The 16,836-nt window shown below is 56.1% G+C and carries 11 protein-coding genes; 8 read left to right on the top strand and 3 right to left on the bottom strand.

Going from position 1 to position 16,836, the window contains the following annotated elements; genetic code table 11:
- Positions 1-54: 54 nt before the first annotated feature.
- From MKX51_RS25755 to MKX51_RS25720, 8 genes are all read left to right on the top strand, one after another.
- Positions 55-1,650, top strand: a complete 1,596-nt coding sequence (locus tag MKX51_RS25755) for a response regulator transcription factor (RefSeq protein ID WP_340994378.1) — start codon at positions 55-57, stop codon at positions 1,648-1,650.
- Positions 1,647-3,413, top strand: coding sequence for a sensor histidine kinase (locus MKX51_RS25750; protein WP_340938222.1), 1,767 nt, complete (start codon positions 1,647-1,649; stop codon positions 3,411-3,413). Before MKX51_RS25755 ends, MKX51_RS25750 begins: the two co-directional genes overlap by 4 nt.
- Positions 3,414-3,540: 127 nt before the next feature.
- Positions 3,541-4,944, top strand: coding sequence for an ABC transporter substrate-binding protein (locus tag MKX51_RS25745; protein ID WP_340994377.1), 1,404 nt, complete (start codon positions 3,541-3,543; stop codon positions 4,942-4,944).
- A 100-nt stretch (positions 4,945-5,044) separates the two neighbouring features.
- Positions 5,045-5,932: a carbohydrate ABC transporter permease gene (locus MKX51_RS25740; RefSeq protein WP_076085002.1), complete on the top strand. Its 888-nt coding sequence runs from the start codon at positions 5,045-5,047 to the stop codon at positions 5,930-5,932.
- Positions 5,933-5,988: 56 nt separating this feature from the next.
- The gene (locus MKX51_RS25735) at positions 5,989-6,759 is read left to right on the top strand and encodes a carbohydrate ABC transporter permease (RefSeq protein ID WP_340995705.1); all 771 of its coding nucleotides are present in this window, start codon (positions 5,989-5,991) and stop codon (positions 6,757-6,759) included.
- An 18-nt stretch (positions 6,760-6,777) separates the two neighbouring features.
- Entirely contained in the window at positions 6,778-8,619 is a 1,842-nt protein-coding gene (locus tag MKX51_RS25730) for a glycoside hydrolase family 127 protein (RefSeq protein ID WP_340994376.1), read from the top strand.
- A 32-nt stretch (positions 8,620-8,651) separates the two neighbouring features.
- Positions 8,652-9,542 carry a glycoside hydrolase family 43 protein gene (locus tag MKX51_RS25725; protein WP_340994375.1) on the top strand — a complete coding sequence of 297 codons (891 nt, stop codon included), beginning with the start codon at positions 8,652-8,654 and terminating at the stop codon, positions 9,540-9,542.
- A 284-nt stretch (positions 9,543-9,826) separates the two neighbouring features.
- Positions 9,827-10,249 carry a hypothetical protein gene (locus MKX51_RS25720; RefSeq protein WP_340938227.1) on the top strand — a complete coding sequence of 141 codons (423 nt, stop codon included), beginning with the start codon at positions 9,827-9,829 and terminating at the stop codon, positions 10,247-10,249.
- Between the two features lie 123 nt (positions 10,250-10,372).
- On the opposite strand, the gene MKX51_RS25715 is transcribed toward MKX51_RS25720, so the two are convergent.
- The 3 genes from MKX51_RS25715 to MKX51_RS25705 form a co-directional block, all read right to left on the bottom strand.
- Positions 10,373-12,523 (bottom strand): glycosyltransferase, encoded by a 2,151-nt coding sequence (locus MKX51_RS25715; RefSeq protein WP_340994374.1) that lies wholly within the window; start codon positions 12,521-12,523, stop codon positions 10,373-10,375.
- A 329-nt stretch (positions 12,524-12,852) separates the two neighbouring features.
- Positions 12,853-14,613 carry a tetratricopeptide repeat-containing glycosyltransferase family 2 protein gene (locus MKX51_RS25710; protein WP_340994373.1) on the bottom strand — a complete coding sequence of 587 codons (1,761 nt, stop codon included), beginning with the start codon at positions 14,611-14,613 and terminating at the stop codon, positions 12,853-12,855.
- Entirely contained in the window at positions 14,610-16,682 is a 2,073-nt protein-coding gene (locus MKX51_RS25705; protein ID WP_340994372.1) for a glycosyltransferase, read from the bottom strand. Before MKX51_RS25705 ends, MKX51_RS25710 begins: the two co-directional genes overlap by 4 nt.
- Positions 16,683-16,836: the final 154 nt, after the last annotated feature.

The raw sequence follows: 16,836 nt of genomic DNA, 5'->3' as shown, positions 1-16,836 counted from the left end.
GGGCAACGCTGCGGCTGACAGGGGCTGTAAGCCAATCTTGGGGGGCTGAGACGAATGAGAATATTGATTGTAGATGATGAGCCCAGGCATCTGAGGGGGATGGTGAATCTGATCGGACGCCTTCGGCCGGAGGATCAGGTGGTTGCGGTGAAGGATGGCTTGTCGGCTATGGAGATGGTGAAGGCTCACCGGCCCGAAGCCATATTGACGGATATTCGCATGCCCGGAATGGATGGGCTTGAATTTCTTGAACGGCTTAAGCACGAAGGGTTCCAGACCAGGGTTGTAATGGTATCCGCTTACAATTTGTTCGAGTATGCGCAAAAGGCAGTCCATTATGGGGCTTATGATTACCTGCTGAAGCCGGTGGAGATTGGCCAAGTAGCAGATGTCCTAAGCCGGATTGACCTTCTGCTGACAGCGGAACAGAGGCAGCGCCGTGAAGAGGAAGAGCTGCAGCACCGGCTTAAGCTCGCTTCTTCCGCCTACCTGAACCGGCTCATGCTGTCCTGGCTGAACGGAAGTGCGTCCTTGGCCGAGCTGGCGGAGCTGGACGGTTATGATTGGCTGCGGGAGAGCGGTGTCGCAGTGTATTCGGAGCTGAACTCCTGCGGGGACAGCGGGGAGAGGCAGGACAGCGGCGTGTTCATCCGTGCTCTGGAGCAGGCTTGGAGCAGGTGGGGGGAAGCCATCACGATTCCCTTGAGCGGGATGACGGAGGACGGCCCTCTTGCCGCCGTTACCTTGATTACCCTGGAAGCCATTACCGGGGACAAGCGGGAAGAAGCCCGGTCCATCGCTCATTCCTTGGCGGCGGATTGGACGCATACCGGAGAGCTCACCCACGGGATTGGCCCGGAATGCCGTTCCCTCCGGGAGGAAGCGCCGCGGTCCTATCTGGCGGCCAGAACGGCCAACAGTTACAACTTCTATGATTTCCGGCAGGGGCTGCTGTTTTCTGATGAGATCAGGTTTTCTTCCCGCGAGGCCGTTCCTGACTGGAGCAAGGTCTATGAGGCGTTGAAAATGGATGATGCTGCGTTTGTTCTGGAAGCTTGCGGGGAAGCCCTCTGTCAGCTTGCGGACGGTGGACATGCCAGTCCTATGCTGCTGAAGGAGCAGGCATCGCTGATGCTGCTGCAGATCCGGAGTGAGCATCAGGACATTCTGGATAAGAGAGCACAGCAGAAGCTGACCGGTACGGCTGCGATGCTTATCCGCTCCTGCCGCTCGTACCCGGAGCTGGTGGACCATCTGGAGAATGCGCTCCGGGAAGTGCATCTTGCCCTGGCCTGCTTCAGACAGGATAAGGGCGAGGTGGTGACTGCTGAATGCCTGGGCTGGATACAGGAACATACGAGAGAGAACATCACACTGGAGCGGGCAGCCGAGCATTTCCATTTTAACCCCTCCTATTTCAGTACACTGATCAAGAACAGGACGGGAAAAACCTTCTCTGAGCATGTGACGGCGGCCCGGATGAAGCGGGCCAAGGTGCTGCTTGCCGGGGAGCCGCTCCGAATATATGAGATATCGCTGGAATGCGGATTTCAGGATACGAAATATTTTTGCCGCGTATTCAAGAAGTATTACGGCATGTCGCCCAAAGCCTATAAGCACGCGCTGTCGCAAAGGAAGCGGGAAGCATGAAGATTACCTTCCGATACCGGCTGCTGGCCAGCTACATCCTGCTGATCGCGATTCCCCTGCTCGTTCTGGGGGCTTTGTTCTACCGGACCAGCCTGAAGATTATTACAGAGCAGGCGCAGAAGAATGTGTATGAGATTGTCAGGAAGAACAATGAAGTTATGGACACCAAGCTGCGGATCGTGGACCAGAACAGCATGTCCTTGTTCCTCGATAAGGATCTGTTCCGCATCTTCAACCAGCTGGACCCCGCGAATGAAGCGGAGCTGTTCGCAGCCGACCGGCAGGTGACGGCGGTGCTCGGCAAAACCTTTTCCCAGAACCAGGATATCTTTGCCTACCAGCTGTGGACCTCCTACTTCACCTTCGGACAACCCCTGCCTCAAGGAGAGCCGACGCAATCGGATATCTACCGTATGGCCCGGCAGGCCGGAGGGAAGCTGGTGTGGATACCGACTTATGAGTTCGCGTCCATGTTCAACCAGCCCTATCTGCAAAGCGGGAATCTGGAGTTCCGTTTTCTTTTCTCGGCTACACGCCTGCTGGATTTCACCTATCTGAGCAATACGAAGCTTGCCAAAATGGATGCCGGAGTGGAACGCCCCGTACTTGCCATAAGCTTCAAATCCGAGGTGCTTAAATCCTTGTATGCAGACAGCCTTCCGGGAAACTCGCGCTACATGGTGCTTGATCCGCAGGACAGGGTAGTTGCCAGCAGTGAGCCGGGTCAGGTTGCACAGATCTATAAGGAGGCAGGGCTGGACAAGCTGCAGCGGGAGAACAGCGGGGCACGGAGAATGAAGCTGGACGGCGAAGCGGTGATCGTCTGCTTCGACCGTTCGGAGGTGACCGGCTGGATGTCTGTGGTGTGGATACCGGAGGCAGGGCTGGTGAGCAGCTTCGTGCCGGTGATCCGCACCTCAATTACCGTGCTGGCCGTTGTGATGGGGATCGTGGCTCTGGTCTTCGCCTTCTTCATTGCAGGTAAAATCACTAAGCCCATCAAGCGGCTGCTAAGCGCGATGAAATCGGTGGGCGAAGGAGATTTCCAGACCCGCGTGGATGTGGTGAGCCATGACGAGTTCGGCATTTTGACCCAGCGCTTTAACCGGATGAATGACCGGATTCACCTGCTGGTGACGGAGAATTACGAGATTAAGCTGAAGGAGAAGGAGGCCGAGATACAGGCGCTGAATATGCAGATGCATCCGCACTTCCTGTACAATACGTTGAATGTGATGAACTGGACGGCGATTGAGAATGATCAGCAGGAGCTTAGCAGGATGCTTGTCTGTCTGTCCAACATGCTGCATTATACCTCCCGGAAGACATGGGACGCCGTACCTTTGTCCGAAGAGATGAGCTGGATGAGTAATTACTTCTATATTATGTCGATCCGCTTCGAAGACAAGTTCACCGTGGAGTATGATATGGACCCTCGGCTCCTGGAGTATGATGTGCCGCGGCTGCTGTTCCAGCCTTTTGTGGAGAATGCGATTCTTCACGGCTTCGACCGGACCGAGTCAGGCGGCATTATCGGTATCCGCGGCTGGATTAACGGCAGAACCCGGCATTACGAGGTAGCTGACAACGGCCGGGGCATGAGTGCGGAGACGGTACACAGGATTCTGTATCAGAAATCTTCCTCCGTGGGCATTAAGAATACTATTGACCGCATTCAGATGACCTACGGGGGCGAGTACGGGATATCCATCTTCTCGACTCCGGGAACGGGCACGAAGGTAGTGATTACTTTGCCGCTATAAGCCAATCCCGGTCCACCAATCCAAAGAGATTAGGGTTATGTAAGCGCTATCTTATATTTTATAATAAAGGCATCATAGACTGCAGCTATGAACCCGTTGAACTTAGAAATCGAGAGGGGCTTGGAATATGTCGCAACCCAGGAAATCAGTCTTCATCACATTGACTCTGGTTCTGATGCTTGCCGCCGTGCTGTCTGCGTGCTCGAAGTCTAATACTGCAAGCCCTGACACTTCCGCATCTTCCGGAAATTCCGGATCGAAGGAGAATATTAAGCTGCGGATGACGGTCTGGGGCTCACCGGAGGAAGTGGCTCCTTATAAAAAAGCGATTCAGAATTTCGAGGCCAAGCATCCGAGCGTTAAGGTCGAGCTTCAGCATATTGCCGCCGATTATGATACCAAGCTGACGACTATGGTCGCCGGGAATGATGTTCCGGACATTGCCATGATGGAATCGGGCACAATTGCTTTTCCGATGGCGGAGCAGGGCAAATTCTATAATCTTCAGGAATTCCTGGATACGGATGCTGATATCAGTCCGGATACGCTGGTTCCCAATATTACCTACTCGCTTGAGCCGGGCAATGTTATCGGGATCGGTCCGGGGCCTGAATCCTTCGGCCTGTTCTACAATGAGGATATCTTCAAGGAAGCCGGAATTGAACCTCCCCCGTCGAATGTGGCCGATGCCTGGACCTGGGATGAATTCGTCGAAGTCGCGAAGAAGCTCACAGTAGACACGAACGGCAAGACGGCAGACCAGGAGGGCTTCAATCCGGCAAAAATCAAGCAATACGGCGCAAATATCTCCACCTGGTGGGGCGTATACAGCAACTTTATCTACTCCAACGGAGGGGATTTCATCTCGGCGGACGGCAAAACCTTCGGCCTGAACCAGCCGGAGGCGGTGGAAGCCCTCCAGAAAATATCTGATCTGATGAATGTGCATCATGTCTCCCCTTCACCTGTGCAGTCCAAGAATATTCCGGCAACGAATGTGGCTCTTCAGACCAAGAAGGTGGCGATGACTGTAGACGGGCAATGGGCAAGCGCAGGCCTCGCCCAATCGAAGTTCAACTTCAATGTCGGAGTGATGCCTGTCATGAAGGAACCGGTTACCACCGTGGTCTGCGGCATGTTCTCCATCTTCAAATCCACGAAGCATCCCCAGGAGACCTGGGAGCTGCTGAAGGCGCTGCTTGATCCTGAAGCTTCCATTGATATGCTGACAGCCGGAACCTGGATGCCTTCACCTAAGGATTGGTACACCGATCCTGCACTGCTGGCCAAATGGACAGAGAATCTGGATGCCAGACCGTCCGGCTATAAAGAAGCCATCGTGGATGTGATTCTGATCAAGGGTCATCAGACGCCGACCGGATATGTGAAGAACTTCAACAATATTATGGACCTCGTCAATCCCGCCTTGGATAAGGTATGGCTCGGCCAGCAGACGGCCCAGGAGGCGATGGACTCCATCGCGGCGAAGGCCCAGGCCCAGATTAAGGGGCGGCGCGATATCAAGGAATAATCAACTGCGAAATCACAGCATGGAGCGGCGTCCGTTGCCTCGTTCGCCGCTTTTTGTGCACTGAAAGAATGGATATGCGATTTCGAGACTGGAGGCCGGTATGCGAAAGGGAATGTTCTATGGGCTGTTATTCACGGCCCCCGCCATCCTTGGATTTGCCATTTTCACGCTGGGTCCCATGATCGCCAGTCTGGTGCTCAGCCTGACCGACTACAATGTGTTCAAGGAACAGACCGCCTTTGTGGGTCTGGATAATTTCACACGGCTGTTCTCAGGGGAGGATGAGCTGTTCTACAAATCGCTGGGAATCACCTTCTATTTCGTGGTGCTGCGTGTCCCTGCGGTGATTCTCCTCTCCTTCGGGATTGCGCTGCTGCTGAATCTCAATGTGAAGGGAAGGGCGATCTTCCGTACGATCATCTATCTTCCGAGCATCGTTCCGGCGGTGGCCTCGGCCATGATCTGGATGTGGCTGCTTAACCCCGATCTGGGCCTCATCAATTCGCTGCTGAGCCGCCTGCATCTGCCGACCAGCAACTGGCTGTACGGGGAAGGGAGTGTTATCCCCTCGGTCGTACTTACCACGCTATGGGGGATCGGCAGCACGGTGATTATTTTCCTCGCCGGACTCTCCGGCATCCCCCGGCAGTATTACGAAGCGATTGAGGTGGACGGGGGCGGCTGGTTCCGCAAGCTGAGCCATGTGACGGTTCCGATGGTCACCCCGACGATCTTTTTCAATACCATCATGACCATTATCGGTTCCTTTCAGGTCTTCAACGAAGCTTACATTCTGACGCAGGGCGGACCGAACAACCAGAGTCTGTTCTATGTATTTTATCTGTGGAGAACGGGCTTCCGGGATGCCGAAATGGGCTATGCGTCTGCGCTGGCCTGGATCTTGTTCATCATCATTCTGTTCTTCACATTCATCGTGTTCAGAACCTCGAAGTCGTGGGTGTATTACGAAGGGGGGGACCGGACTTGAGGCCATCGAAGCTTTCACTTACCGCAGGCTACGGAGCGCTGATCCTGATCTCCGGCATGTTCATCATTCCGTTTGTCTGGCTGATCCGCAGCTCGCTGATGAATTTGTCGCAGATTTTCACCATGCCTCCCGAATGGATACCGAGGCCGTTTCAATGGAGCAATTTTCACAAGGCGCTGACGGTGCTGCCGTTCGATGTGTTCTTCAAGAACACGCTGATTATCGTAGTTACGGTGCTTGTGGGGACCGTGATTACCAGCAGCATCGGAGCGTTCGGATTCTCACGGATTCAGTGGAAGGGCAGGGATACAGTGTTCGCGATCCTGATGACCAGCATGATGCTGCCGGCGGCGGTCACGATTATCCCGAGCTTCCTCGGCTGGCAGATGATGGGGTTATACGATACGCTGTACCCGCTGATTGTACCCGCTTATTTCGGCGGGGGGATCTTCAATATTTTCCTGCTCCGGCAATTCTATTTGACGATTCCGCGCGATTTCGATGAAGCGGCCTTTGTGGACGGGGCGAATTACTGGCAGATCTACACCCGGATTATCTTTCCCTTAAGCCGTTCTGCCATCATTGTGGTCGCCTTGTTCAGCTTTCTGGCCTCTTGGAATGACTTCATGGGCCCGCTGATTTATCTGAAAAGCGACAGTCTCTTCACCCTCGCCCTGGGCCTGCAAATGTTCCAGGGGACCTACACCGCGCAGTGGGATCTGCTGATGGCGGCCTCGGCCACGGTCGTGCTGCCCTGTGTTATTGTATTTCTGGCCGGACAGCGTTACTTTCTGGAGGGTATTACCTTAACGGGATTAAAAGGATAAAGGAGGCGGAAAACGGAAATGGCAGAGCAACAAGTGAGAATTCATGCCTGGCAGGGCGTGTCTTTTACGGGAGTCAACATAGACGATCAGTTCTGGCTGCCGCGCCTGAAGGTGCTCCGGCAGACCACACTGCCGGACTGCCTGTCCAAATGTGAGGAGACCGGCCGCATCAATAACTTTGCCAAGGCCGGGGGATTGCTGGAAGGGCATTACGAAGGGAAGTATTATAATGATTCGGATGTCTACAAGGTGCTTGAAGGCATGGCCTATGTCCTGATGTCAGAGCGGGATGCGGCGCTGGAGGCGGAGGCCGACCGGATCATCGGGCTGATCTCGGCTGCGCAGGAAGCAGACGGTTACCTGTGCGCTTATTTCACCCTGGAGAATCCTGAGGGCAAGTGGACGGACATGGAGAAGCACGAGATGTATAACGGCGGGCATCTGATCGAAGCGGCGGTTGCCTACTATGAAGCGACTGGCAAGCGTGAGCTGCTGGAGGTGGCCTGCCGTCTGGCCGATCATGTTGACGGGGTGTTCGGCCCCGGCAAGCGGCACTGGGTGGAAGGACATGAGGAGATCGAGCTGGCGCTGGTGAAGCTGTACCGCGCCACAGGGATGAAGCGCTACTGGAAGCTGGCCTTGTGGCTGCTGGAGGAGCGCGGCCATGGTCACGGCAAGGGCGCGATCTGGGACAACCCGGAGTGGGGACCGCCGTATTGCCAGGACGATGTTCCCGTCCGCGACATTAAGCAGGTCACCGGCCATGCCGTCCGGGCGGTATATCTGTATACGGCAATGGCGGATATTGTCCATGCTTCCGGCGATTCCGCTTATGCGGAGGCTCTGCACCGGGTCTGGACACATACTGTGGAGCGGAACATGTATGTAACGGGCGGCATTGGGCCGTCCAGACATAATGAAGGCTTCACTTCCGATTATGACCTGCCCAATGAGACCGCCTATTGCGAGACCTGCGCCGCCATTGCCATGGTGTTCTGGAATCACCGGATGAACCTGACGTTCGGGGACGGCAAATATGCCGATGTGGTAGAACGTGAGATGTATAACGGCGCTTTGTCGGGGATCTCCCTGTCCGGGGATCAGTATTTTTATGAGAATCCGCTGGCTTCACAGGGCGGGCATCATCGTGTGCCCTGGTTTGAAACCTCCTGCTGTCCGACCAATTTGGCCCGCTTTCTGCCTTCCCTGGGCCAATACGCCTATGCTGTTACAGAGGACGGCCTTGCGGTGAATCAATATATGAACAGCGAAGCGGAGCTTAGGCTTGCCGGCGGGCTGGACGTCAGGCTGAAGCTAAGCACCCGGTATCCCTGGGATGGCCGGATAGAGCTTGAGGTGAACCCTGCTGTAAGCGCAGAATTCAGTATCCGGCTGCGGGTGCCGGAGTGGTGCAGCGGATACCGGGTGGAGGCGGGAGGCGCCGGTACCGGCGGGCCGGGAGCCCTGACGGATCAGGGGTATCTGGTGCTGGACCGGAACTGGTCTCCGGGAGATAAGGTTGTGCTTGAGCTGGATATGCCCGTAAATAAGGTGCGGGCCCGGCCGGAGGTGGAGGCGGACAGCGGACGGGTTGCCGTGCAGCGGGGACCCGTTGTATATTGTCTGGAGCAGACGGACCATCCCGGATTATCGTATGATGGATACTCCATTCCGTCCGGGGCGAAGTTCCGGGTGGAGCACCTGCCGGAGCTGCTGGGCGGGGTAACGGTGCTGCTGAGCCGGGATGAAGACGGCAGGCCGCTCCGGTTCATCCCATACTATGCCTGGGATAACAGGGAGCCCGGATTCATGCAGGTCTGGGTCCGGGAATTGGAAGGAAGTAGCCTGTACAGCTATTGATAAGCTTCTGCGTAGAAAGGAGTGAGGTTCGCTTGCGGGGAATCACGAACCCGATTGTGCCAGGCTGGTATGCAGACCCTGAAGCAAGAACCTATGAGGGCAGGCATTATGTGTATGCCACCAGATCTTTTACGGAATATACCCGGCAGATGAACCTGGAGGTCTTCAGTTCTACGGATCTGGTTCATTGGACGACCCACGAGGGGATCATCGAAATGGATGATTTCCCCTGGATCTGGAGAGCGGTATGGGCTCCGACCCAGATTGAGCAGGGCGGCCGGCATTATCTGGTCTTTGCCTCCAACGATATCCAGAAGGACGGCGAAGCCGGCGGGCTGGAGATTGCTGTTGCGGATGCTCCCGAAGGCCCCTACCGGGGGTATCTCCACCGCCCGCTGATCGGCGGGTTCATTCACGGCGCCCAGCCGATCGACGCTCATCTGTTCAAGGATGAGGACGGTGCAATCTACCTGTACTACGGGGGCTGGGGACATTGCAACGTGGCCCGGATGAATGAGGAGATGACGGGGTTTGTTCCGTTCCCGGACGGAGAGGTCATCCGTTCCGTCACCCCGCCGGGTTATGTGGAGGGGCCGTGTATGATCAAGAAAGACGGCCTGTATTACCTGATGTGGTCGATGGGCGGGTGGACCAACGGGACCTACCGGGTCGCTTACGGCGTAAGCGACAACCCGCTGGGACCGTTCGCGAACCTGGGGACCATACTGGAGCGGCAGGAGCCCGTGGCGGAAGGCCCCGGACATCACGGATATTTGCATCTGCCGGAACGCGATGAATGGCTGATCGTCTATCACCGCAGACTCATCGGCGACCCGGAGCCGGGCAACCGCATGTTATGCATCGACAGACTGGAATTCGCTGACGGGGCCATTAAGCCGGTAAGGATGACCGACCGGTGGTAAGCTTGTCGGCTTATCTTAGGTGAATACAGGAGAGTGAGGCCTTGGCTGGCTTACGCCGGGGCCTCTTTTGTCGTGATGCTGGAAGGACTCTTCATTCAATTAATGTTTTTCACCACTGTATTCCCAGAATGTTGTACATATTGCAACTCGGAGACCTGGATATCGGGGGATTTAATAGAGTTGTTGTATAAAATGCAAGAATTGTCCCCCGCTAAGCGTTTGGAGGATGAAAAATCCTGCTTTTTATGCAACAATACTGGAATGTAGCCGGGATGAGCAGGGGAATGTTGTATTTTGAGCAGGATTTTCACTGGGAGGTAGGGGGAATGCCAAGTGTTCATGATAATGAAATTGTTTCCTATAATGTTGATTTACAAAATGCCAAAATTACATTCCAAACTTTGGGCGGCAAAGACAATGAGGTTCCTGTCATAATTGAGTTTATTGAAGTCTTGGCTTATTTTTTTGAAACACAGTTGCTAGGGAGTATTCTTCTTGATATCAGCCAATTCGAAATAAGTTTATTTGTCACAAATAACAAGGAGTTATTAGAGAAGCAAAAGGACTCCGCTTGGCCGGTGTATTATGACAAAATAGAGGATTTGCTTGAATATTTACTACATAAAAATTACAACTATTATGTGATCTCCGCTTCATATGGTCTTAATGGATGGGTAATTGCTAAGGAGTATAATATTTATAACTGAGCAGAACGTTGTAAAGTTGACCTTGAGGGAGCTATCCCTCAGGGTCTTTCGTTTCTATGAGCGTTTGAAGAGAATGAGTAAAGCTTTGAAACCAAGCTTAGCCCCAGACATTGTTATCTCCTGTCATCCCCTACCCTGTAGCGCCGATTTCACAAGCAATAACCACGGAATGCTGCCGGTAGCGGGGATGCTGCTCTCCGGGTGAACCTCTGCGGCAAGAAGCAGCATGTGGTAGCTGAGGCCAGTGATTGCGGCAGCGCTGCCGGATTGCAGTAGCGTCTGTTCATCGGCGGACGTAAGCTGCGGGAGCTGCCCGCAAGACTGAGCGAGGGCTGCATAGAGCAGCCATTCCGCAGCGTCACCAGGAAGGCTATAGTGTTGTGATTGCTCGATGTAATTCGCACACCACTGCAATCTAAATGAAACGGGTGCATCCAGCAGTCCCCGCAGCAGTGGCAGGGGAAGTCTGCTCCAGAGAAAGCGCGCAGCGCCGGTAAGCCTGCCAAGCAGAAGCAATGTGTCCCAAGCGCCTGCTTGAAGCAGCAGTTGGGCTGCGTAGGAACAATCTGTAGAGCGAAGCGGTGCGTCTGAGCGGTGTTCCGAATCGGCTAAGCTGCCGATATCGGGGGCCGGGAAGGACCCTTCTGCCGGAACAGAAGGGTCTTCTTGCTCTTCGGCTGGGCATTGTAGCAGCCTGGAATGGCTGGCTTCAGCGTAGGGGGAGGCGACTGGGCGCTCCTGCATGCGGTTAGAGCCTGCCCGATGCTCCGCCGGGCAGGCTTGCTGCTGCGCGAGCCGGCGATGCGCGGCTGCGAGCCCGGGCGGCAGCTCCGCCAGCCGCCCCAAGCCTTGTCCTGCCGCGGTGATTCCGCCGCTGCGGCAGGACAAGGCCCACAGATAGCCGGATACCCACGGGTAATCCGGCGAATCCCCCCGCATCCGCGCAAGCGCGGCGGATGCGGCCCCGGGCTGTTCCGGGTCCCGGAACAGCGTCCCCAGCAGCACCTGATGCACCTGCCGGATATCCTCCGGCAGATGCGGTGCTGCGAGAAGCGCCGCCAGCCACGGGGCGGCGCGGGCATTGAGTGCGGCAGGCACCAGCCTGCTCAGCACTCGCCGGGGCAGGGCAGGGAGCAGCTGACGCGTGAACACCGTCAGCTGCTCCGCTTGGCCGGACAGCAGGCACAGCGCGGCCAGCTGCTCCCAGGCGGCAAGATCGTCAGGCGAGTAGGCTACCGCCTGCCTGTAATGCTCCAGCGCCTCCTCGTAGAGGAACAGCCGCTCGCAGACCCGCCCGGCGAATAGGCGGGTGCGGTAGGTTCCGCTGCCGGAGGAGGAAGGGTATTTATGCGCGGTATCCCCGCTGTCCAGTGCCTGCTGCAGCAGAGGATACGCCCGCCATACCTGCCCTTGCTCCATCAGCAGCCCCGCATAGCTCTCCAGCAGATCAGTGAAATCTGCATATCGGATACTCCCGGCTTCATAGACAGCCTCGGCCTCTTCGGGCCGGCCGCCCGCCTGAAGGGCAAAGGCTGTCTTGAGATACAGGTCGGCGGTATAGCCAGAGTCGGGCTGAGCTTCTTCCAGCAGTGGCAGCAGCAGGTCCGACGCAGCCTGATATTGCCCCTGCTGGTAATATTCCGTGCCCAGTGCATACCGCAGAGGAACGCTGTCCGGTTCAAGCCGCAGAGCAGCGCGGATCAGCTCCAGATTGCGGCTGGCTTTATTTTTGCGCTGAAGCTCATCATCCAGATAGCCGTAATGGTGCACAGTTAGACGGGCATAAGCGATATGTCCTCCGGGGAGGCTCCAGATGCTGGAGGCCACCTCTTCATGAATGCTCCCGCGAAAACAGATCCGTGAATCATTACGGAACAGCCTGCACACATTGTCTGTTGTGTATTCGTATCCGGCGTCCTCTCCCACATAATGAATAAAAGGCAGGAAATACCCGTCCGCACGCTCCGATTCCAGTAGATGCTCTAACTCCTCCGCCTTCCAGTCAGCAAGGGCTTCATCTGCATCCAGCACCAGAATCCAACCATAGGAGGCTAGCAGCAGGGTATGATTACGGGCTTTGGAGAAATCGTGTTCCCAGGGCAGCCTGACCACCCGGGCACCGAACCTGCGGGCGATAGCCATACTGTTATCCTCTGATCCGGTATCAGCGATAATGATCTCCGAGACCATACCCTGAACAGACAGCAGACATTGCTCCAGATGCTGCGCCTCATTCCTGACGATCATGCAGAGCGAGATCCCGGGAGTATCCATGGTCTGTAAGCTCCTTTCTATCAGTATTTGATTGAAAAAGTGGGAGTGCACAGCAAGCGGAGCGGGTATATTCCTGCCGGACTGGAGAGCCGTTATTTCCCCGAAAACAGTACTTTTTACGGAGTGGCGGACTGAGAGGACCCTATTGTTTCTCTAACCGATGATTGTGGGCAGCATATCCGCCTTTAAGCGCACTGGAGTCCGTAACTCTTCCCAAGCATGCGTTTTCTCCAAAATAAACGATCCTCAGTCCGCAACGCTCTGTCACACCGGTACTCTCCCGGAAAAAATGAACGATACAGAGGTAACTCCGAACATCTGGTAATACACTAATCGGCTGATCTGGGAAGCGGAAGAGAGAGGCGCGCAGCCGCAGCCGCCGGTGAATATATGGCCGAAGTTATGAGTGCAGCCAGAACCTTGTCAGCCAAAAGAATCCAGGGCTGCACAGCCGCAGCAATAGCAGATAAAGGGACTTCGGTATTCCGATCCGCCGGGACAACTGCAGGATGACTAAGCAGTCCGGTGATATCATCGTAGCCCAGCTCAGCTGCGGAAGCTGCTTCTGCCCGCTGCAACAGCTCCAACAAATCAGTAGTAGGCGGCACCTCAAGCGCTGCATCATCCACCGCCCCCGCACCTTGCATCACACTATCCATCACTTTCGCACCCAAAGCTCCAGCATCCATCTCACCCGCACTCTGCATCGTTGCACCCAACGCTCCCGCACTCTGCATCGTTGCACCCGATGCTCCCGCATCCCGCATCACAGTATCTATCTCACCCGCATTCTGCACCCCGCCATCCATCTCTCCCGCTGCCACACCAGCCCTCACCCCGCCCCCAAGCATATCAACCGCCGCTGTGTAACAGCCATCCCTTACCAGCAGGCGTAGTAGCTCCTGGCGCTGCTCCGTCAGGATACCGGGCAGCTGTCCGGCCAACCAGCCGTGGAGCTCTGGCTCGCGGCCCGTGCATTTGAATAAGCGCGTAAGCCGGGGGATCAGCAGCCAGGGGTCCGGCTGGAGCTGGGCTGCCCTGGTGAAGCAGGCTGCCGCTTCATGGTCTTCGCCGATCTGCTGGCAGACCTGCCCCAACAGCGTGTGGGTGAGATATGTGCCTATCCCCGATTCCGTATGGTAGAGGGGAGGTGAGGCACCGATCTGCAGTGCCCTGCGCAGTGCAGCCTTGGCTTCGGCTAAGGCTGAGACCTGCAGCAGCAGCGCACCTTTGAGATGGTGAAGATCGGGATAGTCCGGGAAGAGCGAGCTTCCCTGCCCGCACGCCTCCAGCGCCCCTGGGGAATCACCCGTTACCGCCAGGCAGCGGGCTTTGTATTTATAGAGCAGGTGAATATAGCTGGTCCCCGGCTCGGCCAGGTTCAGCGAGGTGCCGATATGCTCCAGCGCCTGCCCGTAATCGCCAAGCCGCATATACTCAACCGCCAGATTGAAATGCTGAAAAGCATCTCCAGGACTCTCCTCCAGCTGCTGCTTCAGCAATCCGAGATTACGGCTGATTTTATCTTTTCGCTCCACGACCCCGGCGGCATAGCCGTAGTGATGGACAATGACGGTGCCCATATGCATCGCGGCATCCGGAGTCTCCTGCACAATGACAGCCGCAATCTGCTCATGAATAATGCCGCTGAAGCGATAATTCGGGCGGTTCTTGAACATTCGGAGGATCGGGTTAACCGTAAGCGTCTGCGAAGCACGCTCTGTCCCCTGATGATTATGAATCCGCACAAAAAAAGCCTCATACTCCGTATGCTTCGCGCACACCAGCAGCTCATCCAGACTCCCCGGCTCCAGCTCCTCGTCTGCATCCAGCACCAGAATCCAGGTGCCGCGTGCCAGGGTCAGACCGGCATTGCGTGCGGCGGCAAAATCCCCGTTCCACGGATAATCGATAATCCGGGCACCGAAGCTGCGGGCAATCGAACAGGTGGTGTCGGTAGAGCCGGTGTCTACAATGATAATTTCATCCACAGCTCCGCGTACACTCCGCAGACAGCGGGCCAGGTTGTCGGCTTCATTTTTGACGATCATGCACAAGGAAATCAGCGGTTGTTGCGGTTTCGTGGTCATAAGCTCAGATCCGCTCCTCTCTGCCGCTGCGTGTAATTCCACTTCGTATGCCAGGGGGTGCAGCGCAGCACAGAGATGGATTGGGCAACCGCTGCCCTGTCCTCCTGAAGCGGACCCTGAACCGGCTGTCCCATCCCCTGGAGACGTTCTACAGCTTCTGCGAGACGCTGCTCTGCCAGATGCAGATAACAGAGCGCCAGTCCGGTGCTAACTGCATCGTCTGCAGGGGATTCCCCCAGGGCAAGCCGGTACCAGCCGGCAGCTTCCGCATAATGCCCGTTATCGATGAGCAGTTCTCCGAGATACCGGAGGGTTGCGCCTGAAGCTTCTTTGCTGCCTGCAAGGCCGATGAACAGTTCCCCCGCCTCCGCACGCCAGCCTTCCTCATAGAGCGCTTCTGCCAGAGTGCTTGTATGTGCCGGGAAGCGTTCAACCAGCCGCTTGCCCAGCGCGATGAACTGGTGCTTCACAGCGAGCCGGATCACCTCGGCAAGCAGAGCGGATTCCCCGAAGGCGGCGAACTCCGCTTGCTGCACGGCACTATCGGACGACAACCTTGCGTCGATCTCCAGCAATGCGGAACGCACCTCCGCAGGTGATTGCAGCCACAACTCCTCTTGCAGCTCCTCGCCCAGCTCCCATGTCATCATGGCTTCAAGGAGCCATAGCTGCCGCAGCGTTTCTGTGTCCAATCCTCCGGCTGAGAGCTGTAGAGTGCCGGCCCGCAGCTTGGCGGCTGTCTTCCTGAACGAATGATATTTTTCGGTAATGATCCAGGAAGACAGCAGGAACAGCAAGGTGTCCTCTTCCAGCGGGCAGACCGCGGACGGCAGCTCTGCAATCGTCTTATAAGCGCCCAACTGATATAAAGTACCGATCATTGCGGTTCTCGCAGCACGCTGCGCTGTACCGGTCAGCTGTATCAACAGCGCGGCAATCTCTCCCTCTGGCACCTCCAGCTCCTGAAAAGCAGAGGCGATCCCCTCCAGAGCGGGGAGATACAGAGAGTGCTGCTGGAGCGCACGATGGAACAACTGCGCGGCCTCCTTCTGCTTCCCGAGCTGCTGGAAGATGACCCCCATCCGGTGCAGCGGGCGGAAGCTGTCCATGCCCTGTTCGGTGACGTAGGCTCTGCGCGGAGCCGGGGCAGACGAGGTATCTATGGCGTGCTGGTAAGACTGGACGGCGCGTTCATATAGTCCTTGGCACTCCCAGGACTGGCCCTGCATGTAATGCAGGTCGGGATAATCTCCATAACGTGTCAGCTCGCGGGTCAGCAGGCTGTCGACCGCTTTTACATGACCGGCGGCCAGATCGATTTTGCACAGATCGCGAATGATCGAGGGACGGTAAGAGGCTTGAAGCGGAGCGAGAGTAAGACTCTGGCGCAGCAGTTCTCCGGCTTCCTCCAGTCTTCCATCCTGACAGCAGGTGACCGCCAGATTATAACGGGCGAACACATCGTCAGGCTCTTCTGCAAGCGCAAGACGCAGCAGCTGCTCGTTGCGGCTGACTTTATGCTTGGCGCTCATGACCGGGGGCAGGTAGCCGAAGTGAAGAATCTCTATTGGACTGGCCACGATGGCGGCGGACCCATGTTTTGTGAGAATAGAGGACTCTACACTTTCATGAATTCTTCCGCTGAAAAGATAGCCCTGCCCACCCCGGAACAGCCGCACAGGATGGTGATACAGACGATCCTCCGGCCTGCTTCCCAGCAGGTTCTCTATACGCACTGTGTAGGCTTCAGCTGTGCTGTCTCCGAGAATCTCCTTAATTGACTCTATGGAAGTCTGAAGGATTTCATCGGCATCGAGGACCAGTATCCAGCTGCTGGCTGCATGGGAGAGACCGGTATTGCGTGCCTCTGAGAAATGGTGGTTCCACTGGGCTTCAATGATCGTTGCCCCGTACCTCCGGGCGATTTCCACGGACTGGTCCGTGGAGCCGGTATCGACCACTATGATTTCATCGGCGCCCTGCAGACTAGCTAGGCAACGTGGGAGCAGCTCGGCTTCATTGTTGACAATGAGCTGTACGCCGAGTGTAGGTTTGGCATATGGATTCAAGATCGTTCCTCCTTCGCGGGCCTTAGTTCCTCCGGGTATTCTGCAAAATGAGCATGTAAAGCCGCTGCCGTCATATGTAGATGCGGAATACCGCACAGGAAAGAGTACATGGGTACCCATGCACTCTTGGCTTTTGCATCGTATGACGGAAACT

This window comes from Paenibacillus sp. FSL M7-0420 (genome assembly GCF_038002345.1).
GTDB lineage: Bacteria > Bacillota > Bacilli > Paenibacillales > Paenibacillaceae > Paenibacillus_AQ.
This window is presented reverse-complemented; position numbering and strand designations above follow the sequence as displayed.

What these genes read in the sequence shown, in the direction of transcription:
- MKX51_RS25755 (WP_340994378.1), top strand. Translation starts at nt 55, where the DNA reads ATGAGAATATTGATTGTAGATGATGAGCCCAGGCATCTGAGGGGGATG.
- MKX51_RS25750 (WP_340938222.1), top strand. Translation starts at nt 1,647, where the DNA reads ATGAAGATTACCTTCCGATACCGGCTGCTGGCCAGCTACATCCTGCTG.
- MKX51_RS25745 (WP_340994377.1), top strand. Translation starts at nt 3,541, where the DNA reads ATGTCGCAACCCAGGAAATCAGTCTTCATCACATTGACTCTGGTTCTG.
- MKX51_RS25740 (WP_076085002.1), top strand. Translation starts at nt 5,045, where the DNA reads ATGCGAAAGGGAATGTTCTATGGGCTGTTATTCACGGCCCCCGCCATC.
- MKX51_RS25735 (WP_340995705.1), top strand. Translation starts at nt 5,989, where the DNA reads ATGTTCATCATTCCGTTTGTCTGGCTGATCCGCAGCTCGCTGATGAAT.
- MKX51_RS25730 (WP_340994376.1), top strand. Translation starts at nt 6,778, where the DNA reads ATGGCAGAGCAACAAGTGAGAATTCATGCCTGGCAGGGCGTGTCTTTT.
- MKX51_RS25720 (WP_340938227.1), top strand. Translation starts at nt 9,827, where the DNA reads ATGTTGTATTTTGAGCAGGATTTTCACTGGGAGGTAGGGGGAATGCCA.
- MKX51_RS25715 (WP_340994374.1), bottom strand. Translation starts at nt 12,523, where the DNA reads ATGGATACTCCCGGGATCTCGCTCTGCATGATCGTCAGGAATGAGGCG.
- MKX51_RS25710 (WP_340994373.1), bottom strand. Translation starts at nt 14,613, where the DNA reads ATGACCACGAAACCGCAACAACCGCTGATTTCCTTGTGCATGATCGTC.